Here is a 21,585-nt window from a genome sequence, read left to right as displayed (position 1 = left end):
GAGAATCGTTCCTCGAAATGGTGCGGACGCGCCGTGCGGCGCGGAGCTTGTGCTCCACTTCCTCGTCCGGCGGCACGCTCTCGTTACGCTCCGGGGCGATATCACCGCCCCTTCACCCGTTCGCCCCATATCACGGCATATTTCTGCACTCAGTCACACCTGCGGACGCGAACGGGTGACAAGGCGGGGAATGCCGTCACGTTTTCCGGCACCGCTCGATCTCTCCACAGACGGAAGGCGGTGGCATGATGTCCGAACTGGTCAAACCGATCCGGCTGACCCGGTCAGGCCATTTTCCCGCGGATTCCGGCGAATTCACCGCGCTCGGTTTCACCAGCACCGGCCTGCCCGGCCGGATCGTCGAATTCGCCGCGGTGCGGCTGCGTGCGGACGGCACCGTGCTCGGCGAGCTGTCCACGCTCGTCGGCGCGGCCCCCGCGCCCACGCTGAGTGAGATCGCCGGGAACTTCGTCGAGCTGTGCCGCGGCAGCGTGCTGGTCACGCACGACCTCTCGCACGAGACGCGGTTGCTGGCCATCGAGCTGAGCAAGGCCGGCGTGCCGATGCCGATGCTGCCCGGTGTCTGCACGCTCGACGCGGCACGCAGCGCACTGCGGTTGCCGAACTACCGGCCGGCCACCGTGGCGCACGCACTCGGCCTCGACAGCGACGGTTCGCAGACCGCGCTCGGCAGCGCCCGGCTGTGCGGCCGGATCCTGGTTTCGCTGCTGGACAGGCACCGGCTCGCGCTGGGTGAGCAGCCGCGTTTCCGGCGCCTGCCGATCATCGCGCCGGGACGGCCGCGGCCGCGGGCGGACACCGCGCCGAGCGTGCAGGGCTGGGAGGGCGACCTGGTCGAACGGCTGCCGTCGCCGACCGGTGACGCGCTGGAGCGGTCGTACGCCGGCCTGCTCGCCGACGCCTTCGCCGATCACCAGCTCTCGCCGGACGAGGCGGCGATCCTGACCGGGCAGGCCTCGGCCGCCGGGCTGACCGGCCCGGTGCTGGCCAGGATCCACCTGGACTTCGTCGAGTCGATGGTCGCGCTGGCCAAGGCCGACGGCGTGGTCACCGCGGCGGAGGAACGCGACCTCAAGCAGCTGGCGACACTGCTCGGCGTGCCCGAAGCGGTGCGGGACCTGCGGCCCACCGGGCAGCCGCGGCGGATCCTGGTCCTGGGCACCACCCCGGACGCCGATGCCCTGCGGGCGGCGATCCTGGACGCCGGGGTGCAGCTGGCGCGGAAGCTGACGGCTTCGGTGACCCACCTGGTGCACGATGACGGTGTGCCCCCGGCCGAGCCACGGCTCGGTCGCGCGCGGGAGCTGGGCGCGAAGGTGCTCCCGATCGCGGAGGCCGCCTCGCTGCTCACCACTCCCCCGCTTTCGCTCGACGGTCCCACCGGCGCCAAGACCCCGGCGGTGATCCCCGTGCCACGACCGGAAGTGGCGCGGCCGAAAGCCGGGCGGTCGACGGTGCCCTCGCCGCGGCCGGTGCCTGCGCCACATCCCCGGACGGTGCCAGCGCCACGTCCACGGACGGTGCCAACGCCGCGTCCTCGGACGGTGCCTGCGCCGCGGCCTCAGGTCGCGGGGCCGACGCCGCCCGCGCTGCGGCCTCGGCCGGTACCGGCCACGCAGCCACCTCCTCGGCGGGTGAGCCACCCGGCACCCGTCGCTCCACCTGAAATCGTGGAGGCTCCGGCGGCTCGCGAAGCGGCTGCCGGGACGGCATCGGTGGGTGAGCGGCAGGTGTGGGCCGGTACCGCGACGATGGTCGTCGGCCTGTGTCTGATGGTGGTTACCGTGGTGGCCTTGTTCAGCGGCGCGGGCCCGGTCTTCGGCCTGTTGTTCGGTGCGGTGGCGGTCGGCGCCCTGCTGTTCGGCTGGCGCGTGCACGACGCCACTCATTCCACTGTGGACTGACGCGCGCCCGGAATCGTACGCGCCGGAACGGTCCCCGCATACCGCCGTCCCGGGACGTGGACGGACGGTGCCCGCCGCCCGCCCGCGTGCTTAGACTCCGCCCATGCCCTTGCACCGGTGGAACTTCACCCGGCGGCGCCACCTCGATTTCGCGCGCATCGCCGGACAGGGTTGTCCGCGCTGACCCAGCGCTCAGCCCTTCACCCCTGCCACCCGGGAGCAGCATGTCCGCACCACACCACCTCGACGAACCGCTCCGGTTCGCCTACTGGGTCCCCAACGTCAGCGGCGGCCTGGTCACCAGCAAGATCGAACAGCGCACCGACTGGAGCTACGACTACAACAAGCGCCTCGCCGTGCTCGCCGAGCACCACGGCTTCGACTACGCCCTCTCCCAAGTCCGCTACATGGCCAGCTACGGCGCGGCCTACCAGCAGGAGTCCACCAGCTTCAGCCTCGCCCTGCTGCTCGCCACCGAACGGCTGAAGGTGATCGCCGCGGTGCACCCCGGCCTCTGGCACCCCGCGGTACTGGCCAAACTGCTCACCACCGCCGACCACCTCTCCGGCGGCCGCGCCGCGGTGAACGTGGTCAGCGGCTGGTTCAAGGGCGAGTTCACCGCGCTCGGCGAGCACTGGCTGGAGCACGACGAGCGCTACCGCCGCGCCGAGGAGTTCATCCGGGTGCTCCGCGCCAGCTGGACCGAGGCCAACGCCGAGTTCGCCGGCGACTTCTACCGCCTGCGCGGGTACGACCTGAAGCCGAAACCGCTTTCCACTCCTGAGGTCTTCCAGGGCGGCAACTCCACCGCGGCCAGGGCGATGGCCGGCCGGGTCTCCGACTGGTACTTCAGCAACGGCAAGGACTTCGACGGCGTCACCGAGCAGATCGACGAGGTCGGCCGGACCGCGCGGGAACACGGCCGGACCGTCCGATTCGGACTCAACGCCTTCCTGATCGCCAGGGACAGCGAGACCGAGGCCAAGGACACGCTGCGCGAGATCGTCGCCAAGGCCGACGTCGACGCGGTGCACGGGTTCCGCGACGCGGTCCGCCAGGCCGGGAGCTCCACTTCGGACAAACGCGGGATGTGGGCGGATTCGGCGTTCGAGGACCTGGTGCAGTACAACGACGGCTTCCGCAGCAAGCTGATCGGCACCCCGGAGCAGATCGCCCACCGGATCGTCGAGTACAAGCGGCGCGGGGTGAACCTGCTGCTGCTCGGTTTCCTGCACTACCTCGAAGAGGTCGAGTACTTCGGCACGCACGTGCTGCCCATCGTCCGCGCGCTGGAGGCCGAGCTGGTGCCCGGCGCGGGCACCCCGGAACCCGTGGGAGGACTCCGATGACCACCACCGAGCACAGCACCGACTGGAGCACGCCACCGGCCGACTCCGCCGGCTGGGTGGCCAGGGCGAGCGAGGTCGCCGCCGTACTCGCCGCCGACGCGGTGGAACGCGAGCGCGCGGGCCGCACCCCGCACGCCGAGGTCCGGTTGCTCAAGGACGCCGGACTGGTCACCCTGCTCGGCCCGGCCGAGCACGGGGGCGGCGGGCAGGACTGGACCACCGCCTACCGGGTGATCCGCGAGATCGCCGCCGGTGACGGCTCGATCGGCCAGCTCATCGGGTACCACTACCTGTGGGCGTGGGCGGCGCGCCTGGTCGCCACCCCGGCGCAGATCGCCGCGGTCGAGGAGCAGGCCACCCGCGAGCGCTGGTTCTTCGGCGGCGCGGTCAACCCGCGCGACAACGACCTCACCATCACCGACGAAGGCGACGAGCTCGTCTTCACCGGCCGCAAGTCCTTCTCCACCGGCAGCAAGGTCTCCGACGTGACCGTGCTGGAGGGCGTGCTCACCGGCACGGACAAGCACATCTTCGCGATCGTGCCGTCCGCGCAGGAGGGCATCGTGTTCAACGACGACTGGGACAACCTCGGGCAGCGGCTCACCGAGAGCGGCAGCGTGGAGATCCGCGGGGTCCGGGTGCCGTGGGCGCAGGCCGCGGGGTACGTGGACAAGGAGTTCCGGCCCCGCACCTACAACACCCTCAACGTGCCGCTGATCCAGTTGGTGTTCACCAACTTCTACCTCGGCATCGCCCGCGGCGCGCTGACCACGGCCACCGCCTACACCCGCGAGCGCACCCGGCCGTGGCCCTACGGCGGGGACAACAAGGAGTCGGCCACCGAGGAGTTCTACATCCTCGACACCTACGGGGACCTGCAGGCCAAGCTGTGGGCCGCCGAGGCGCTGGCCGAACGCGCGGCGGTGGCGATCGAGGCGATCAACGCGCACGCCGACTCGGTCACCGAGGCCGAACGCGGGGAGGCCGCGGTGCTGATCGCCGCGGCCAAGCAGCGGGCCATCGACACCGGCCTGGAGATCGGCAGCCGGGTGTTCGAGGTGACCGGGGCCAGAGCCAGCGCGAACTCGGTCGGGCTGGACGTGTTCTGGCGCAACATCCGCACGCACAGCCTGCACGACCCGGTGGCCTACAAGCGCGCCGAGGTCGGGCGGTACGCACTGCTCGGCGAACTGCCCGAGCCCACCTGGTACACCTGAGCGGAGGGGTCCGTCATGTCGTCGATCCTCGTGCTGTCCGGCAGTCCGTCGGCCACCTCGCGCACCGCCGCGCTGTCCGACCACCTCGCCGACCGGCTGCGGGCCCACGGGCACGCGGTCGGCGCGGTCCGGGTCCGCGACCTGCCCGCCGAACCGCTGGCGCACGCGGACGCGGCGCATCCGGCGATCGCCCGCGTGGTCGACGCGATCGCCGCCGCGGACGGGCTGGTGGTGGCCTCCCCGGTGTACAAGGCGGCCTACAGCGGGTTGCTGAAACTGCTGCTCGACCTGCTGCCGCAGTTCGCGCTCGCGGGGAAGGTGGTGCTGCCGGTGGTCACCGGCGGCACCACCGCGCACGTGCTCGCCATCGACTACGCGCTGCGCCCGGTGCTGTCCTCGCTCGGCGCGTCGCACATCGTGCCCGGCTGGTTCGTGCTGGACCAGCACATCGAACTCACCCCGGACGGGGTCCGGCTCGAATCGGCCACCGAGCTGTACCGGCTGGTGGACGGGTTCTCGACCGCGGTGGGCCGCACGCTGGTGCGCGCGTCGTGAGTCAGCCGAAGCGGGCGCGGGCGGCCTCGATCTGTTCGAGGTAGCGGCGGGTCCAGCCGCACAACCCGTTGATCGTGCCGCGCAGCGCCTGCCCGGCCTCGGTCAGCGAGTACTCGACTCTCGGCGGGACGGTGGGGTGTACGCGCCGGTGCACCACACCGTCCCGTTCGAGACCCCGCAGCGTCTGGGTGAGCATCTTGTGGCTGACGCCCTCGATCGCGGTGTGCACTTCGGAGAAGCGCAGGGTGCGCTCGCCGAGCAGGTTCATCACCGGCAGGGCCCACTTCCCGGACACACCGTGGAAGATCTCGTACGCCACGGTGTCCACTGTGTCCTGCTCGGTTCCCATCGAGCACCCCTCTCACCAAAAAGTGCGTTCTTCCGCGCCCGGCGCCCGGTTCCTACCGTGGGCTGGTGAGCATCCGGAAAACCTACGCCCGCCTCTGGGCCGAGGACCTCGACGAAGCCCTGCCCCTGCTGCGCGAACTTACCGGCGCCGAACCCGATCTCCGGCTGGCGTTCCACGCCGTGGAACTGGCCGCGATCGGGGACTTCCTGGTCATCGCCGGTCCCGAGCGCGAACGCGCGAAGTACGCGCACGCGAGCGCGACCGTGGTGGTCGCCGATCTCGACGCACTGCAACGCACCCTGGCCGCGGCGGGGGCCACCATCACCACCCCGGAAACCGCCGGGCCCACCGGCCGCTTCCTCTACGCCCGGCACCGCGACGGCGCCGAGGTCGAGTACGTGGAATGGACACCAGAACTGGTCGAGCGGATCGCCAGCTGAATGCTATGAGTGGGGCATTACTTGCGTTGAATGCAAGTAATGCCCCACTCATAGCATTGCCCGGGGTCAGCCGAGCGGCTCTATCCACAGGTTCCGGAAGCGCGGGTTCTCCCCCGCGTCCCCGTGGTCCTGCAGCAGCACCGATTCCGGCGACGGGCCCTCCGGCAGGCTGTTGCCACCGGTGATCCCGTCGATCTCCACGTCGTTGTGCACCACGACGCCGTTCCACACCACCGTCACCCGCGCGTTCGCGATCTTGTTCCCGGCCCCGTCGAACCGGGCCGCGCGGAAGGTGATGTCGTAGCTCTGCCAGGTGTTCGGCGCGGTCGCCCGGTTGCTGTCCGGTGCCCGCTTCGAGTAGATCGCCCCGGCCTCGTCCGCCGCCAGGGTGGTGTCACCGAAGGAATCCAGCACCTGCACCTCGTACCGCTCCTGCAGGAACACCCCGCTGTTGCCGCGGGCCTGCCCGGTCACCTCCGGCGGGTACTGCGGCTCCAGCCATTCCGCGTGCAGCTTGAAGTCGCCGAACTTCTGCTTGGTGCGGATGTCCCCGCCCAGCGATTCCACCGAACCGTTCGCCACCGGCCAGGTCGCCGCGCCGCCGGACTTCGCTTCCCACGCGCCCAGTCCGGACCCGTCGAACAGCGAGATCCGCTGCACCGGCGTGACGCTGATCTTGTCCAGGTTGACGTTGCCGTCGTCGCCGCTGTCGAACTTATAGGTCACCGTGTTGTTCCCCGCCTGGAGCGGAAGCGATTCGGTGTGCGTGGCCCAGGTGTCCCAGTCGACCGTGCTGGCCAGCCTCGTCTGCCGGACTTTCGTGCCGTTGACGTAAACGCTCACGGTTTTGCTGCCGGAGAAGGGATCCGGGCCGTTCGAGTATCGCAGGCCGACGTTGTGTGCACCGGCGGCGGGCACGTTCACGGTGAACGCGGTGGACGCGCCCTGGTTCCAGTACCCGTCCACGAAACCGGTGCCGGAGTAGCCGGGGTGATTGGTGTTCGCCGCCGCGCCACCGCTCAGGCCCGCCGTCTCCGCCTCGTACTCGGTGACCTGGCCGGTACCGCCGACCAGCGAGTTCAGCGTGTACCACGCCTCGGTGCTCCACAGTGGAGCGCCGGACTCCGCCGCGAACGGCCGGGGCGAGCGCACGTGCACCACGTGCCCCGCCTTCAGGCCGGGGATCCCCAGCGTGACCTTCTTGCCGTCCGCGGACAGCGTCGCCGAGGACACGGTCAGCTTCTGCTCGTCGACCTTCGGGCCGCCGTAGTCCGCGGTCGGCACGTAACGCCATTGCGTGGCCTGGTACTTCGAGGCGAGTTCCTGCGCGGTCTCGGCCGACAGCGGCTGCGTGTACTCCATCTCGAAGCCGCCCTCGACGGCGCGCATGGCGAGGATGTCGAAACCCGCCTCGCCGTTGGGCGTCAGCTTCTGCAGGCCGTGGCTGAGCTTGCCGGGCTGGCCCCAGTTGCCGCCCGCGCCGATGCCGCCGGTGTAGATGGCGCCGTCCGGCCCGAGGCTGATCCGGCTCACCCCGGCTTCCAGCCCCTGCGTCATCCGGAACACCGCGCCCTGGTACTCGCCGTTGACCTTCTCCAGGTGCGCGCGCTGCAGCCCGCCGTAGGTCACGTCACCGAACACCAGCTGGCCGGCGAACGGGCCGTCCGGCAGCGTCAGCAGGTTGCTCGGCGAGTTCGCGATCTCGTTCTGCGGCAGCCACAGCACCGGCTGGGTCACCGCGCGGTCGTCGAACGGGCCGTCGGGGTTCATGTAGTGGTTGAAGAACCGGTCCTGCTTGACGTGCAGCAGCTTCGACGAGGGCAGCCAGCCGCCCTGGTTGTCGGTGACGAAGATGTCGCCGTCGGGGCCCCAGCCGATGCCGTGCGGGGTGCGCAGCCCACCGGCCAGGTAGGACACCTGCCCGGTGTTCTTGTTCACCTTGATCGTGGTGCCGCGGTTGGGCGCGGGCTGCGGATCGGTGGTGGCGCCGCCGTAGTTGATCGCCACGGACAGGTTGAGGTAGAAGTCCCCGTCCCGGTACAGCAAGCCGAAGGCGAACTCGTGGAAGTTGCCGCCGTACGGCCAGGTCGCCACCGTCCGGTAGTCGTCGGTGACCCCGTCCCCGTTGGTGTCGTTCAGCTCGGTCAGACCGTCCTTTTCGGACACGTAGAGCTTGCCGTCGACGAACTTGATGCCCATCGGTTCCCGGAGGCCCTCGGCGACCTTCTGCGTCCGCACCTTCGACGGGTCGGTGGTGCCGGTGACGCCGCTGAGCAGGTGGACCTCACCGAGTTCGTTGTCCGTACCGCCCCAGGTGGCGATCGCCAGCCTGCCGTCCGGCAGCCAGTCCATCGCGCTGACCTGCGGCTCGAAGCCGTCGGGGCGCAGGTTGGTGAGCGTGAGGCCGGGGTGCACGGCGGTCAGCGGCAGGCCGTCGCCGGGCGAGTCGGTGCCCGCTTCGCACTCCTTGCGGCCGGGCGCGGTCACCCTGACCACGTCGGCGTCGGTGCTCAGCACGGAGTTCGGCACCACGGTGTAGCCTGCCGCGCCGGGCGGCTGCCATTCGAGCTTGACCACCTGGTCGTAGGAGGCGTCGAAGTGGTCGATGCGCAGGGGCTGGTACCCGGCGGTCAGCTCGGCCGTGCCTTCCTTGGCGGTCGGCTCGTGCAGCCCGTCGTGATCGACGACGACGGTGTCGCCGATCTTCAACCGCGAACCGTCGTCGCTGGTCAGGCGGAACTTGTAGGTGCCATCGGCGGGGACGTTGAGGTTCGCCGTCACCTCGGAGACGAAGTTGTCGGCGATGCCGAACTGGTCCGTGGTGGACCAGTCGATGGACGGCATCAGCTTGTCCACGTTGGGCGTCTGCCCGGCCTTGAGCACGCACAACTTGCTCAGCCCGACCTGCACGTCGTACACGCGCAGGGTCACCCCCGGTTCCTGGGGCGGGATCTGCGCCGCGGCCGGTTCGGGAACCAGCAACGGCCCCGAACCGGCCACGAGCAACGCGGCGAACAGCACTGACAGGCGCATGGGTTCACTCCCCTGGGGACCGGTGTAGCGCAGGTCACACGACCCTGCCGACACTAGGGAGAGCTTTCGTCACAAGTCAACGAAAGTGTGCGCGTTCTCGTTGAAAGTGCGCCGAACGGCGGTAGCGGGCTGGGCTGTTCAGACCGGGACGCCGCCCTGGACGACCGCGCGGAACCGCTCGGGCGAGGCCAGCACGCCGATGTCGGTCAGCGGATCACCGTCGAGCACCAGCAGGTCGGCGTGCGCGCCGGGGGTCAGCGTGCCGATCTCGCCGGTCATGCCGACCAGTTCGGCCGCCACCGAGGTGGCCGACCGCAGCACGTCGAGCGGGCGCTGCACCTCGGCCCGCAGCCGGAACTCGTGGTTCTGGTGCCGGTGCATGCCGCCGAGCAGGTCCGAGCCGTAGACGATCTTCACCCCGCCGCGGGCCGCGCGCTCCAGCGCCGCCAGCCCGGCGCCGAGCACCTCGTCCACCTTGCGCCAGCTCGATTCCGGCAACCCGTGCTCGCGGCCCTCCTCCTTGAGCGCCCAGTAGGTGACCAGCGTGGGCACCAGGAAAGCGTCGTGTTCGAGGAACAGCTCCACGCTGCGGTCGTCGAGCAGGTTGCCGTGTTCGATCGACCGGATGCCCAGCTCCAGCGCCCGGTTCACGGCACGCGCGGTGTAGGCGTGCGCGGCCACGTACCGGTTCGCGCCCTCGGCCTCTTCCACGATGGCGCGGAGTTCCTCGGCGGAGTACTGCACGGAGTCGATCCGGTCGGTCGGTGAGGCCACTCCCCCGGACGCCATCACCTTGAGGTGGTGCGCGCCCTTGCGGAGTTCGTCCCGCGCCGCCGCGCGGACCGCGTCCACGCCGTCGGCGATCCGGCCGAGCCCGGCGCAGCACGGGTGGTCGTCGTGGCGGTGCGTGCCCCGGCCCCGGCTGTCGCCGTGCCCGCCGGTCTGGCTCAGCGCCCGGCCGCAGAACAGCAGGCGCGGACCGCGGAAGAGCCCCTCCGCCTGCGCGTCGGCGAGGCCGAAGTCGGCCCCGGAGGCGTCGCGCACGGTGGTGAACCCGCGATCGAGCATGCGCCCCATGATGTTCACGCTGTGCGCGGCCACATAGGACGGTGACTGCGCGGGCAGCGAACCGAGGTCCGCGGTCGAGGCGGTGACGTGCACGTGGGCGTCGACCAGGCCCGGCACCACCACGCCGCCGCGCACGTCGATGGTCCGCACGTCGTCGGCCTTGAGCCCGGTGCCGGTCTCGACGATCCGGCCGTCGGCGCAGCGCAGGTCGCCCTCGACGTACTCGCCCGCCGCCGGGTCGAGCAGGCGGGCGTTGCGGAGCAGCAGCGCGCTCACCGGACCACCTCGTCACGCAGCGCGGCCACCGCCAGCGGAGCCAGCGATACCGCCTTCTCCACCGAGTACCGGTCGTAACTTCCTTCCGCGTCAAGGAGGTTGAGCACGCCGAGCGTCGTCCCTTCGTCGTCGACCACCGGCACGTTGATCACCGCGCCGCAGCCGAGTTCCTCGATCAGTGCGTGGTCGGCGAAGATCTCGCGCACGGCAGCCGCGTCCGGTCCGAAGAACGGCCGCTGCCCGGTGATGCACTCGTCGAGCCAGCCGCGCGCGACCTCCACGGTCTTCTCCCCGCCGACCGGGTACTGCCCGGGATGGCTGCTGTGCACCCGCCGCAGCGCCTGCCGCTCGGGCACCCAGGCCAGCACGGTGAACAGCTTCACCCCCACCGCGGCCCGCACGCGCTCCTCCACAGTGGACAGTGTGCTCACTTCGTCATCTCCTCGGCGGTCGACACGGCGGCGCCGTGCTCGGTCAGTTCTTCCAGCGAGCGCCCGGCGGTGGACAGCCCGAACACCAGCACGCACAGCACCCCGGCCGCGAGCACCGCGGTGGTCAGGCCGAACACCCCGCCGAAGCCGAGGCTGGCCGCGGACAGGCCGATGATGGTCGGCGCCAGGATGCTGCCGACCCGGCCGAAGGCGCTGGACAGCCCGGTGCCGGTGGCGCGGATCCAGGTCGGGAACACCTCGGGGGTGTAGGAGTAGACGCCGGCGTAGGTGCCGTTGAGGAAGAACGACAGCACCGCGCCGGCCAGCGTGATCGCCCACGGCGCGTCCATCTGGCTCAGCCAGAACGCGCTGACCGCCGAGCCGGTCAGGTACAGCGCGATGGTGCGCTTGCGGTCCAGCCGCTCGGACAGCCAGGCGGCGGAGAAGTACCCGGGGATCTGGGCCAGGTAGATGATGATGGAGAACTCGAAGCTCTTGGTGACCGTGATGCCGCGCTCGACCAGCAGCGTCGGGATCCAGGAGAAGAAGCCGTAGTAGGAGAAGGTGATCACGAACCAGACGGTCCAGATCACCGCCGTCCGGCGGCGCATCGCCTTGCTCCACAGGAAGCGCAGCGCGGTGACCAGGTTGACCTTCGGCGTTTCGGTGGCGGGCCGCAGTTCGGTGACCTCCGGCGGCGGCAGCGGGCGGCCGGTGGCGCGTTCCACGTCGCGTTCGAGCTTGGCCACCACCTGCTCGGCTTCGGCCTCGCGGCCCTGGATCATCAGGAACCGCGGGGATTCCGGCAGGGACCGCCGCCACCACAGCAGCATCACGATCGGCAGCGCGGTGATCACCTGCGCGATCCGCCAGCCCTCCGGTGAGGCCGACACGACGAACCGGCCGATCAGCGCGGCGGCGACGAAGCCGAACGAGAAGAACCCGGCCAGCGCGCCGACGAACCAGCCGCGTCGCTTCGCCGGGACGAACTCGGACAGGAACGGCGCGATGATCGCGCTCTCCGCGCCCGCGCCCATCCCGGCCAGCACGCGCGCGCCGAGGAAGATCTCGTAGTTCGGCGAGAACGCCGCGACCACGGAGAACACCGCGTAGAAGGCGAGCGCGTACATCATCACCTTCTTGCGGCCGATGCGGTCGCCGAGCAGGCCGGCCGCGATCGCACCGAAGAGGAAGCCGAACGGGGTGGCCGAGCCGATCAGCCCGAGTTGGCCGTTGGTGAGGTCCCAGACCTCCTTGACCGACGGCAGCAGGAAGGCGACCACGGCCGAGTCCATGCCGTCGAAGGTGTAACCGAGGCCGCCGATCAGCAGCAGCGCGTAGTGGGGACGGCTCAGCGGGAGCCGGTCGAGTCGTGCCAGGAGCGTCATCGCGCGCCCTTCATGTCCGAGGTGCCGACAAGCTATACTGCATATCTCGATATTTGCAAGGGTCGTTGCATGTAACCTACGGTGCGTTACCGTGGGCAGCGTGACGGACACCGAAGCCGACGACGGCCTGGAGAGCTGGCTCCGCGGGCGCCTGCCCGAGCGCGGCCTGCGCCCGCGCTCGGCGGCGGTGCTGGAACTCCTGGTGTCCCAGCCGCGCCGGGCTTCGTTCGGTTCGACCGGCGAGCTGGCCCAGCTCGCCGGGGTCAACGTGGCCACGGTGACGCGGACGGCGCAGGCGCTGGGTTTCGCGGGCTGGCCCGCGCTGCAACAGGAGTTGCGGGCGCGGTACCTGTCGTCGTTGAGCGCGCCGCAGGTCGCCGAGGAGCACAACGGCGTCGGCTCGCCCGCTTCGGCTTCGTTGCGTCGCGACCTGGACAGTTTGGCTTTGCTGAACCGCCGGTTCGACGAGGAGGCCATCAAGGCGGTGGCTTCTTCGATCGCCGCCGCACGGCGGACCGTCGTCATCGCCGACGGCAGCTACGCGGCGGTCGGGATCGCCTTCGCGCACAACGCGCGGCTCGCCGGTTACGACGTGCAGGCGGTGACGGCGGGTGACGCCGAACTGGCCAACCACACGGCGAAGCTGAGTTCCGAGGATGTACTGGTCGCGATCAGCTTCTGGCGCCTGTACGAGAGTACGGTGCTCGCCGCCGACGAGGCGAAACGGCGCGGTGCCAAGGTTTTGGCGGTCACCGACGCGGCGAGCCCGGCCCTGGCGGGGGCGGCGGACCAGGTGCTGATGGTGCCGGCGGAGGGGGTCACCTTCTTCCCGTCGCTGACCGCCGGCATGGCGCTGGTGCAAGCGATCGTCGCCCAGCTGGCGGCGGTGGACGCCGCGCGGACCAGCGAGTCCATCGAAGCGGCGGAGGCCATGTGGTCCCGCTTCGACCTACTACACCGGCGGCCCAGCAAGGGTTAGGCGGCGCTTTCGCAGCGGCGCTTCAAGGCGAAACGGCTTCATGCCCAGCCCCGGTCCGCCAGGGCTCGGATCACTTCGGCGGCCAGCACCGCCTGTCCGGCGGCGGCGAAGTGGATGCCATCGGCACTGAGCAGGTCGGGCCGGTCGTTCACCGGGTGGTCCCACATGTCGATGACCAGCGCGTCGTGGTCGGTGGCGATGGTGCGGGTCAGGGCGTTGAGCGCCACGACTCGGTCCGGGAAGTCGGGAACGCCCGGCACGGTGAAGGCTCGGCCGAGCGTGAACGTGGTCAGGCGCGCACCGGTTCCGGCGGCGGCCTCGAACAACTGCCGCAGATTTCCTTCGACGGCGGCGAAATCCAGCTCCGGGCGCCACAGATCGTTGGCACCGCAGGAAAGGTGAACCAAATCGGGCTCGAATGCCAGCAGGCCACCGAGTTGGCGCGCGAGCGTCCGGCCGGTGGTGGCGCCGACCGTGCCGGTGTTGCGGTAGACGAGGTACGGCTGGACCTCGCGCAGCGCGGCCGCCACGCGGTCGGGCCAGGGCAGGGGCGCGTAACCCGGGGTCGGGCCGCCGGTGCCCGCGGCCAGGCTGTCGCCGAGTGCGGCGAACCGGCGCCAGGGCGCCCCGGCGAGCAGGCGTGCCGCGTCGGGGGTGGACAGGCAGAAGGGGTCGGTGCCCTCGGTGAGCGTGGCGGTCATGAAACTAAACATACGACCGGTCGTATTGTTTCCTCAAGGGGCTTTGTGCCAGGATGAGCCGATGACCAGCTCCGACGGCCGGCTCCGCCGCGGCACCCGCACCCGGCAGATGATCGTGCGCCACGCGGTGGACATGGCCTCGCTCGACGGGCTCGGCGCGATGAGCATCGGGCGCATCGCCACCGGGCTCGGGCTGAGCAAGAGCGGGGTGCAAACCCTGTTCGGCACCAAGGAAAAGCTCCAACTGGCCGCGGTCGAGACAGCCAGGAAAGCGTTCCTTGACGCCGTGGTCCGCCCCACCGACGGGCACACCCCGGGCGCCGACCGGCTGCGGGCGCTGATCGACCAGTGGATCCGGTACGTGACCGTGCCGCTCTTCCCCGGCGGCTGCTTCCGCGCCGCGAACGTGGCCGAGTTCGACAGCAAACCGGGCCCGGTCCGCGACGCGCTCTTCCGCGACCAGCGCGACTGGCAGAACCTGCTCGCCGGCGAACTCCGGACCGCCGTCGAAGCCGGGGAGATCCAGGAGCTCGACGCCGATCTCGCCGCCTTCCAGCTCGACGCCGTGCTCTGCGCCGCGAACACCGCGCTCCGCCTGGGCGACGAGGACGCGGTGGACAAGGTCCGCCGGGTGGTGGCGGGCCTGCTGAAGGCGCCCTGACCCTAGACTGGTCCCCCTTGGACATTGGGGGTGTGTGGGACGTGGGTGTGCGCAGCGAGGAGTTCCAGCGCATGGTGGACGCGCTGGCCGAGATCCAGCGTGGCAAGGGCAGCGAGTACACCTCGTACAGCGTGCGCGGCAAGCGGTTCGGTTACTACTGGCCGCGCACGCAGACGGTCGGGCTGAAGCAGACGCTGTCCGAGCAGCAGGCGCTGGTCGCCGAGCGGCCGGAGGTGTTCGAGGTGCAGTTCACCACCGGCGGCTTCGGCTGGGTGGTGGTGTACCTGGCCGGGATCGAGGCCGACGAGCTGGCCGAGCTGGTCTACGAGGCGTGGCGCCTGTCCGCCCCCGAGGAACTCGTCGAGGCGACCCCCTGGCCCACCGCGGGTTAGAGGTCCAGCGCGGCTCGCAGGGCGATGTCGATGCGCTCCTGCACGTCCAAGCCCACTTCGGCGACGCGTTCGTCGAGCCAGGGCCGGTAGAGCCGGGTCAGGTTGAGCGTGGAGATCCAGTACCGCCCGTCCACCGCCACACCCAGGATGTCCTGGGGATCGCGGTCGAGCAGCTCGGTGCCGAGCAGCCACGGCCGCTCGGAGTCGTTCACGCCGTCCGAGGACAGCAGCAGGACGTTGCGCTGACGAGCCGGTTCGGTCGGGGGGTGGTACGTCCAGACTTCACCCCTCCGCACGCAGGTCCTCCTCCGCACGGGCGCGCTCCAGCTCGTCGGCCAGCGCCAGTGCCTCGTTCTCGTTCGTCGGGGTGGCCTGCGGATCAGCCGGCCTGTGCGGGGTGTACCCGGTGCGGACGGCCTCCCGGCGGGCGGCTTTGGACAGCCAGGACGAGACCGAGATGCCGTGGGCCTTCGCGGCCCGTTCGGCGAACTCGAGCGCCCCGGCATCGAGCGACAAGGTGACCTTACGTGTTGCCATACCTTTTACCGTACCAGCCCGCGGGCGGCGGTCATAGCGTCGGCGAGCGGCCCTCGAACGGGGTGGACAGCACCACCGTGGTCCGCGTGGACACCTTCGCCGACTCGCGGATCCGGCGCAACAGGTCCTCCAGCCCCAGCGGCGAGGCCACCCGCACCAGCAGGATGTAGGACTCGTCGCCGGCCACCGAGTAGCAGGACTCGATCTCGGTGATGTGCTGCAGGCGGGTCGGGTAGTCGTCCGGCGCGGCCGGGTCGTTCGGGGTGAGCGAGATCAGCGCGGTCAGCGGCAGGCCGATCTGCTCACCGTCCAGCCGCGCCGAGTACCCCCGGATCACCCCGCGCTGCTCCAGCCGCTTGACGCGCTGGTGCACCGCGGACACCGACAACCCGACCCGCTCGGCGAGATCGGTGAAGCTGCACCGGCCGTCGGCCGCCAGTTCGCGCGCGATCGCCTGGTCGAGCGGCTCCAGCGGGGCGGTCAAAGCACGACCAGCTCGTGCGGCCGGTTGTTCACCGCCTCCACCCCGGTCTCGGTGACCACCACGATGTCCTCGATGCGCGCGCCCCAGCGGCCGGACTGGTAGATGCCCGGCTCCACGCTGAAGGCCATGCCCGGCTCCAGCGGCAGCGCGTTGCCCTTGATGATGTACGGCTCCTCGTGCACGTCGAGCCCGATGCCGTGCCCGGTGCGGTGGATGAAGTACTCGCCGAACCCGGCGTCGGCGATCAGGTCGCGGGCCGCGGCGTCGATCGACTCGGCGGTCGCGCCGGGGCGCACCGCTTCGACGGCCGCCCGCTGCGCCCGCTGCAGCACCGCGTAGGTCTCGGCGACGTCGGCGTCACGCGGCTTGCCGAGCACGTAGGTGCGGGTGGAGTCGGAGTTGTAGCCGTCGGGCAGCGGGCCGCCGATGTCGACGACCACCACGTCGCCGTTCTCGAGCACCTTGTCCGACACGTCGTGGTGCGGGCTGGCGCCGTTCGGCCCGGAGCCGACGATGACGAACGCCGCCTCGGTGTGCCCCTCCTCCACGATCGCCGCGGCGATGTCCGCGCCGACCTCGGCCTCGGTCCGGCCCGGCTTGAGCCATTCGTCCATCCGCGCGTGCACGCGGTCGATCGCCGCGCCCGCCTCGCGCAGCGACGCGATCTCGGCGGCGTCCTTGCGCATCCGCAGCTCGCGGACCACCGGACCGGCCAGCACCTGGTCGGCCCCGGCGATCGCCTCGCGCAGGCCCAGCACGTGCAGCGCCGGGGTGAAGTCGCTGACCGCGACCCGGCCCGGCTTGCCGAGCAGGCCGGCCACCAGCCGGTAGGCGTCCTCGCCGTCGACCCAGGTGTGCACCTCGACGCCCAGCGCGTCGGTGGGCACGTCGGCGTAACCCGGCGCCTCGAGCTTCGGCACCACCAGCGCCGGGGTGCCCTCGGCGGGCACCACGAGCGCGGTCAGCCGCTCGAACGAGCCGCCCGCCTGGCCGATCAGGTACCGCAGGTCCGATCCGGGCGCGATCACCAGTGCGTCGGTGTCCGCGGCGGCCGCGGCTCGCTTCGCCCGGTCGAGGCGGGCTCGCAGGGCGGGGGCGTCGGGGGCTGGGGTGTGCAGGGATCGGCGTGCCATGGCCCGGATCCTATCCTGCGGGACCCGGCGGACCGCTCACCAGCGGTGGCGCGTCGAGCTGACGCCAGACCCGGAACAGCAACGGGCACAAGGTGAGCAGCAGGTACGCGCCGCCGAGCACGAGCAGCGCGGTCCGCAGCCCGGCGGCGTCGAGCAGCACGCCGGCGAGCAGGTTGCCCAGCGGCATCGCGGCCAGCGCCACCGAACTGATCGCGCCGAACACCCGGCCGCGCAGTTCGGGCGCCACCCGGTCGAACTTCACCCCGGCGATCAACGGGTTCAGCGGGCCGTTCGCCAGCGCGGTCAGCCCGATCGCGGCCACCAGCAACGCGGGCGGCAGGTCCGCGGCCACCAGCACGAACGCGGGCGGGCCGCAGAGCAGGAAGCAGGCGGTGAAGGTGGGCCACCGGCGCCAGCGCGGGCCGAGCCAGCCGAACAGCAGCGAGCCGAGCAGGCCACCGGCCCCGCTCGCGGCGATCACCAGGCCCACGATCGTGCTGTCGTGCCACACCATCGTGCCGTAGGCGGGCAGCAGCACGGTGAACAGGCCGATGCCGAGCGCGTTCGTGCCCGCGCACAGCAGGCACAGCGACAGCAGCAGCCGGTCCCGCCGGAGGGCGACCGCGGATTCCCGCAGTTCCCGCAGATAACCGGGTTGGTCACGCGTGCCGTTCGACCGTCCTTTTGGGACGAAGAAACCGACCAGCGCGGAGGCGGCGACCAGCGTGGCGGCGTCGAGCAGCAGCACCGGCGGCGGGCTCAGCAGGGCGATCAGCACCCCGCCGGCGGGCGCGCCGAGCAGATCACCGAGCCGCTGCACCGCTTCCTGCGCGCTCGCCCCGCGTGCGATCGACGCGCCGGTCACGGGCAGCAGCACCTGCTTGGCCGTGCGCGCCGGGGCCCGTCCCGCGCCGATCGCCAGCGAGAGCAACATCAGCACCGGTAACGAGAGTCCCAGCGTGCCGTGCACCACCGGGATCGCGGCCACCGAGACCGCGGTGAACAGGTCGGCCAGCGCGCTCATCCGGCGGGCGCCGTACCGGTCGACCAGCGGCCCGGCCAGCGCGACCGAGAGCAGCAGGCCGAGCGCCTCGGCCGCGGCCACCATGCCGGTCTGCGCGCCGCTGCCGGTGGTGTGCAGCACGAACCACGGCACGGCGACCAGGGTCATCGCCGCGCCCGCCGAGGAGACCGCGGTGGCCGCGACCAGCGCGATGAGCGGCCGATTCACGGCTGCTCCGGGTGGTGGTCGCGCGGGAAGACGGCCCAGTGCGCGACCGCGGTGCTGTCGCCCTCCCTCGGTTCGCGCCGGTAGCGGTCGATCAGCGCGTCCACCTCGGCGGACAGCGCCTGCGCCTCGTCCGGGGTGAGCGAGAGGTTGTAGTCGCTGAAATTCGGTGCGTCGCCCCAGGATTCGCGCCACTTGTCGGCCTCGCCGAAGAAGCGGACCTCCCGTTCGTAGCGGCGTTCGAGCGCAGTCATCAGGTACGCGTTCAGCGGCCCGGCGAGTTCGGGGTCGCCGGCGAACTGGTTCGCGTTGAGGCGGTGGCTCTCGTGGACCGCGCGCCACCAGCGTTCACGGCGGTTGCCGCGTTCGGTGTCCTCCTCGACGAACCCGTGCTCGGCGAGCTGGCGCAGGTGCCAGCTCGTGGTGCCCGAGCTCTCCCCCAGCCGCTTGCCCAGCCCGGAGGCGGTCGCGGGGCCGTCGACGCGGAGCAGTTCGAGCAGGCGCATCCGCAGCGGGTGCGCCAGCGCGCGCAGCGTCCGCGCGGTCAGCTCGGTGGTCTTCCTCGGCATGGGCCCCATGCTAGACCGCAGAGGATTCTCTGCAAAGAGTTCTCTGCGATCAACCGGGCAATCCGGGAGAACCCCGGCCGCGGTTTCGTGGCAGGCTGTTGCGGGTGACCGCACCCCTGGCCCTGCTGGACTCCGCCAGCCTCTACTTCCGCGCCTTCTACGGCGTTCCCGAGTCGATGACCGCGCCGGACGGCACCCCGGTGAACGCCGTGCGCGGGTTCACCGACACCGTCGCGCGCATCCTGACCGAGCGGAAGCCGTCACGGCTGGTCGCCTGCCTCGACGCCGACTGGCGGCCCCAGTTCCGGGTGGACCTGCTGCCCACCTACAAGACGCACCGGGTGGCCGACGAGGAGGTCAACGCCGAGGAGGTGCCGGACACGCTCAGCCCGCAGGTACCGATCATCCTCGACCTGCTGGAGGCGGTCGGCCTGGCCACCGCCGAGGCGGCGGGTTACGAGGCCGACGACGTGATCGGCGCGCTGACCGTGCACGAGAGCGAGTCACCGGTCGAGGTGATCACCGGCGACCGCGACCTGTTCCAGCTGGTGCGCGACGAGCCGACCCCGGCGAAGGTGGTCTACGTCGGGCGCGGCTGGATGAAGAAGGAGATCCTCGACCCGGCGGCGCTGGCGGCGAAGTACAACGTGCCGGTGGAGAACGCGGGCGCGGCCTACGCCGACATGGCCGCCCTGCGCGGCGACCCGTCCGACGGCCTGCCCGGCGTGCCCGGCATCGGCGAGAAGACCGCGGCGAAGCTGATCACCCAGTACGGCTCGCTCGAAGCGCTGATCGAGGCCGGGCGCACCGCGGACAAGGGCCTGCCGCTCAAGACCCGCATCCGGCTGACCGAGTCGGCCGAGTACCTGGCCGCCGCGCCGACCGTGGTGCGCGTGGCCGCGGACGCGCCGGTGAAGATGTCGCGCCCGGACCGCGTGCCCGCCGAGCCCGCCGACCCGGCCAGGGTCGCCGAGCTGGCGGAGCGGTGGGGCCTGGGCACCTCGGTGGACCGCCTGCTCAAGGCGCTGCCGGTGGCCGCCGGCCAGGAGTAGGCCCCCGGGTCAGAAGTACGTACCGCACCAGGGGCGGACGCCGACGCGGAAGAGTTCGTCCGCGGCGGGCAGCGCGGCCGGATCGGTGACGGTGATCCGGCCCGCCCCGGCGAGCGCGCTCGCCGTCCACTCCCCCAGGTACAGCATCGCCAGCGCCTCGGCGGTCAGCTGGAGCTGCGCGGGGGCATCGGTCCTGGTGACGCCGTCAGCGGAGATCCGGTAAGCGCCGGTGTTCTCCGGCAGCAGCCTGTCTTCGAGGCCGAGCACCACGGGCGGCGCGTCGCGGTAGGTACGCGCGTTCAGCGCCGCGCCCGCGTCCAGCAGGCGAAGCCAGTTGTGGTCCTCCACGCCGGTCGTCTGCACCGCGCGGGCGTCGGTGAGGAGTGCGCGCAGGGGTTCGTCGACCGGACGCGCCGGCGCGCGGATCTCGGCGACGAGGTCCATGCCGATCAGGAACCGCCACAGGTCCGTCGTGGCGGCGGGATCGGCGGCGTGCAGGTCGCGGACCTCGAGCACGACCTTGAAGTCGGGCTCGTCGTAGGCCTGCTGGTTGCTGGTGCGGAAGACGACGAAGCCGTCCTCGCCGCCGGGCCCGGTGTGCACGGCGACGCGGTGTTCTCCGCCGCCCGCGCGCACCAGGCGGTTGTGGTAGGCGGGCCACCACAGGTCCGGGCGCTCGATCATGCCCGGCCGGTGTGGTCCGATCCGCCGGTACAGCTCCGGGATCCGGGTGATCGCCTCGTCCCCGTCGAGCAACCGCACCCGGCCGCTGGACGGCGCTTCGGGGCGCAGGGACGCCCGGGCGTTGACGATCCGCAGGCTCTGGCCGAGCACGGCCGCGCCGTAGCCGAACCGCCCGTAGATGGTCGCCTCGCTGGCGTGCAGCGCGGCGATCAGGTCACCGCGGCGCAGGCAGTCGCGCAGCTGCTCGGTCAGCAGCGAGGTGACCACCCCGCGGCGGGTGTGGTCGGCCCGCACGGCCACCCCGTCGACCGCCGCCGCGGGCAGCGTCTTCCCGCCGGGCACGGCGATCGAGGTGGCGAACGAACTGGTCAAGCCGACGGGGGTTTCGCCGTCGAAGGCGGCCAGCTTGCGGTCGGCCGGGAACGAGCCCTCGACCTTGCCCCAGGTGGCGTCATCGGGCGGGGCGGCGTGCAGTGCCTCGACCAGCAGGCCGTAGACCACCCGCCGCTCCGCCTCGGTGATCGCCCGGACGTTCAGATCGTTCATGATCCGAATCTAGGCGCTGTCTGGTGAGTCCGGTCGATGGGCTTCGTGATCCAGGTGGTTCCTGGCGGTGCGGGCGGGTCGGCCTCGTACTGGCCGTACTCGGCCGATCCGCCCGTGCCGCCAGGGGCCGCCTGGGCGCGGAGACCGCGAGCGGGACTCGCCGGACTGCGCCTAGCCGGGGGCACCAACTTCATATTCGCCCTCGTCGGTCTTCACGGTGATCGGGACGGTCCGCTGTTCCGCACCGATCTGGGCCTGGCAGTCGAAGGTGTGCCCGGCCCGCACCGGCTGGGCGGGCGGGCAGATCACCGCGCCGAGGTCGGTCACCTCGAAGCTCTGCGTGAGCACCTGGCGCACGCCCTGCGCCACCGCGCCGTGGTCGAAGAGCTTCGGCTGCGGGCTGAAGCTCACCGGGGTGGGCGAGGTGGTGGTGACGGCCGCGGGTGGAACGGACGAGCCGGCGGTCGGCGTCGGCGGTAACTCGGGTGCGCTTTCACAGCCCGCCTGCGATCCGGCCAGCAGCACCGCCGCGAGACCCCATCCGAGTAGGCGCAACCGCACGCACGCACCCCCGCTGTTCGATGATCG

The 21,585-nt window shown here is 71.3% G+C and carries 23 protein-coding genes; 9 read left to right on the top strand and 14 right to left on the bottom strand.

Translation table 11 applies throughout. The features are described from left to right. Positions 1 to 248: 248 nt before the first annotated feature. The 4 genes from JYK18_RS31715 (at position 249) to ssuE (ending at position 5,046) form a co-directional block, all read left to right on the top strand. On the top strand, positions 249 to 1,925 hold the full coding sequence (locus JYK18_RS31715; RefSeq protein WP_206807096.1) for a hypothetical protein: 1,677 nt from the start codon (positions 249 to 251) through the stop codon (positions 1,923 to 1,925). Between the two features lie 224 nt (positions 1,926 to 2,149). After that, a complete protein-coding gene (sfnG, locus tag JYK18_RS31710; RefSeq protein WP_206807095.1) occupies positions 2,150 to 3,274 on the top strand; it encodes a dimethylsulfone monooxygenase SfnG in 1,125 nt (374 codons plus the stop codon). Beyond that, positions 3,271 to 4,491 (top strand): acyl-CoA dehydrogenase family protein, encoded by a 1,221-nt coding sequence (locus JYK18_RS31705; protein ID WP_206807094.1) that lies wholly within the window; start codon positions 3,271 to 3,273, stop codon positions 4,489 to 4,491. Before sfnG ends, JYK18_RS31705 begins: the two co-directional genes overlap by 4 nt. Before the next feature lie 15 nt (positions 4,492 to 4,506). Next, positions 4,507 to 5,046 (top strand): NADPH-dependent FMN reductase, encoded by a 540-nt coding sequence (gene ssuE / locus JYK18_RS31700; protein WP_206807093.1) that lies wholly within the window; start codon positions 4,507 to 4,509, stop codon positions 5,044 to 5,046. Between the two features lies 1 nt (position 5,047). Here the strand turns inward: ssuE and JYK18_RS31695 are convergent, their stop codons facing one another. Next, entirely contained in the window at positions 5,048 to 5,395 is a 348-nt protein-coding gene (locus JYK18_RS31695) for a helix-turn-helix domain-containing protein (protein ID WP_206807092.1), read from the bottom strand. A 65-nt stretch (positions 5,396 to 5,460) separates the two neighbouring features. On the opposite strand from JYK18_RS31695, the gene JYK18_RS31690 reads away from it, so the two are divergent. Beyond that, positions 5,461 to 5,835, top strand: a complete 375-nt coding sequence (locus JYK18_RS31690) for a VOC family protein (RefSeq protein WP_206807091.1) — start codon at positions 5,461 to 5,463, stop codon at positions 5,833 to 5,835. Positions 5,836 to 5,901: 66 nt separating this feature from the next. On the opposite strand, the gene JYK18_RS31685 is transcribed toward JYK18_RS31690, so the two are convergent. From JYK18_RS31685 to JYK18_RS31670, 4 genes are all read right to left on the bottom strand, one after another. Continuing rightward, positions 5,902 to 8,868 (bottom strand): family 16 glycoside hydrolase, encoded by a 2,967-nt coding sequence (locus JYK18_RS31685; protein WP_206807090.1) that lies wholly within the window; start codon positions 8,866 to 8,868, stop codon positions 5,902 to 5,904. Between the two features lie 138 nt (positions 8,869 to 9,006). Beyond that, entirely contained in the window at positions 9,007 to 10,212 is a 1,206-nt protein-coding gene (locus JYK18_RS31680; RefSeq protein ID WP_206807089.1) for an amidohydrolase family protein, read from the bottom strand. Beyond that, positions 10,209 to 10,643: a GAF domain-containing protein gene (locus JYK18_RS31675; RefSeq protein ID WP_206807088.1), complete on the bottom strand. Its 435-nt coding sequence runs from the start codon at positions 10,641 to 10,643 to the stop codon at positions 10,209 to 10,211. The genes JYK18_RS31680 and JYK18_RS31675 overlap by 4 nt, the downstream gene beginning before the upstream one ends. After that, positions 10,640 to 12,031 carry an MFS transporter gene (locus JYK18_RS31670; protein ID WP_206807087.1) on the bottom strand — a complete coding sequence of 464 codons (1,392 nt, stop codon included), beginning with the start codon at positions 12,029 to 12,031 and terminating at the stop codon, positions 10,640 to 10,642. Before JYK18_RS31670 ends, JYK18_RS31675 begins: the two co-directional genes overlap by 4 nt. 100 nt (positions 12,032 to 12,131) lie before the next feature. On the opposite strand from JYK18_RS31670, the gene JYK18_RS31665 reads away from it, so the two are divergent. Continuing rightward, positions 12,132 to 13,010, top strand: coding sequence for a MurR/RpiR family transcriptional regulator (locus tag JYK18_RS31665; protein WP_206807086.1), 879 nt, complete (start codon positions 12,132 to 12,134; stop codon positions 13,008 to 13,010). Between the two features lie 38 nt (positions 13,011 to 13,048). On the opposite strand, the gene JYK18_RS31660 is transcribed toward JYK18_RS31665, so the two are convergent. Next, the gene (locus JYK18_RS31660) at positions 13,049 to 13,711 is read right to left on the bottom strand and encodes an SGNH/GDSL hydrolase family protein (RefSeq protein WP_206807085.1); all 663 of its coding nucleotides are present in this window, start codon (positions 13,709 to 13,711) and stop codon (positions 13,049 to 13,051) included. Between the two features lie 61 nt (positions 13,712 to 13,772). On the opposite strand from JYK18_RS31660, the gene JYK18_RS31655 reads away from it, so the two are divergent. Both JYK18_RS31655 and JYK18_RS31650 read left to right on the top strand, forming a co-directional pair. Continuing rightward, the gene (locus JYK18_RS31655; RefSeq protein ID WP_206807084.1) at positions 13,773 to 14,372 is read left to right on the top strand and encodes a TetR/AcrR family transcriptional regulator; all 600 of its coding nucleotides are present in this window, start codon (positions 13,773 to 13,775) and stop codon (positions 14,370 to 14,372) included. 41 nt (positions 14,373 to 14,413) lie between these two features. Beyond that, on the top strand, positions 14,414 to 14,764 hold the full coding sequence (locus tag JYK18_RS31650) for an MmcQ/YjbR family DNA-binding protein (protein WP_206808235.1): 351 nt from the start codon (positions 14,414 to 14,416) through the stop codon (positions 14,762 to 14,764). Here JYK18_RS31650 and JYK18_RS31645 read toward each other — a convergent pair. From JYK18_RS31645 to JYK18_RS31620, 6 genes are read right to left on the bottom strand one after another with little or no spacing between them, the layout of a single operon-like run. Continuing rightward, entirely contained in the window at positions 14,761 to 15,060 is a 300-nt protein-coding gene (locus tag JYK18_RS31645; RefSeq protein ID WP_206807083.1) for a hypothetical protein, read from the bottom strand. The two genes, JYK18_RS31650 and JYK18_RS31645, sit on opposite strands and share 4 nt — an antisense overlap. After that, positions 15,047 to 15,301, bottom strand: coding sequence for a hypothetical protein (locus JYK18_RS31640; RefSeq protein WP_206807082.1), 255 nt, complete (start codon positions 15,299 to 15,301; stop codon positions 15,047 to 15,049). Before JYK18_RS31640 ends, JYK18_RS31645 begins: the two co-directional genes overlap by 14 nt. A 31-nt stretch (positions 15,302 to 15,332) precedes the next feature. Beyond that, positions 15,333 to 15,785 (bottom strand): Lrp/AsnC family transcriptional regulator, encoded by a 453-nt coding sequence (locus JYK18_RS31635; protein WP_206807081.1) that lies wholly within the window; start codon positions 15,783 to 15,785, stop codon positions 15,333 to 15,335. Next, complete coding sequence (locus JYK18_RS31630; RefSeq protein ID WP_206807080.1) at positions 15,782 to 16,918, bottom strand: Xaa-Pro peptidase family protein; 1,137 nt, start codon at positions 16,916 to 16,918, stop codon at positions 15,782 to 15,784. Before JYK18_RS31630 ends, JYK18_RS31635 begins: the two co-directional genes overlap by 4 nt. A gap of 10 nt (positions 16,919 to 16,928) precedes the next feature. Then, positions 16,929 to 18,149, bottom strand: coding sequence for an MFS transporter (locus tag JYK18_RS31625; protein ID WP_206807079.1), 1,221 nt, complete (start codon positions 18,147 to 18,149; stop codon positions 16,929 to 16,931). Beyond that, the gene (locus tag JYK18_RS31620) at positions 18,146 to 18,715 is read right to left on the bottom strand and encodes a helix-turn-helix domain-containing protein (RefSeq protein WP_242582296.1); all 570 of its coding nucleotides are present in this window, start codon (positions 18,713 to 18,715) and stop codon (positions 18,146 to 18,148) included. Before JYK18_RS31620 ends, JYK18_RS31625 begins: the two co-directional genes overlap by 4 nt. A gap of 104 nt (positions 18,716 to 18,819) precedes the next feature. On the opposite strand from JYK18_RS31620, the gene JYK18_RS31615 reads away from it, so the two are divergent. Further along, positions 18,820 to 19,767, top strand: a complete 948-nt coding sequence (locus tag JYK18_RS31615) for a 5'-3' exonuclease (protein ID WP_206807077.1) — start codon at positions 18,820 to 18,822, stop codon at positions 19,765 to 19,767. A gap of 9 nt (positions 19,768 to 19,776) precedes the next feature. Here JYK18_RS31615 and JYK18_RS31610 read toward each other — a convergent pair whose 3' ends face one another. Together JYK18_RS31610 and JYK18_RS31605 are read right to left on the bottom strand one after the other, a co-directional pair. Further along, positions 19,777 to 20,997, bottom strand: coding sequence for a GNAT family N-acetyltransferase (locus tag JYK18_RS31610; protein ID WP_206807076.1), 1,221 nt, complete (start codon positions 20,995 to 20,997; stop codon positions 19,777 to 19,779). A gap of 171 nt (positions 20,998 to 21,168) precedes the next feature. Further along, on the bottom strand, positions 21,169 to 21,558 hold the full coding sequence (locus tag JYK18_RS31605; protein ID WP_206807075.1) for a DUF4333 domain-containing protein: 390 nt from the start codon (positions 21,556 to 21,558) through the stop codon (positions 21,169 to 21,171). Positions 21,559 to 21,585: the final 27 nt, after the last annotated feature.

The organism is Amycolatopsis sp. 195334CR (genome assembly GCF_017309385.1).
Taxonomy (GTDB): Bacteria; Actinomycetota; Actinomycetes; order Mycobacteriales; family Pseudonocardiaceae; genus Amycolatopsis.
The sequence above is the reverse complement of the archived record's forward strand: the minus strand, read 5'-3'. Positions and strand labels throughout refer to the sequence as shown.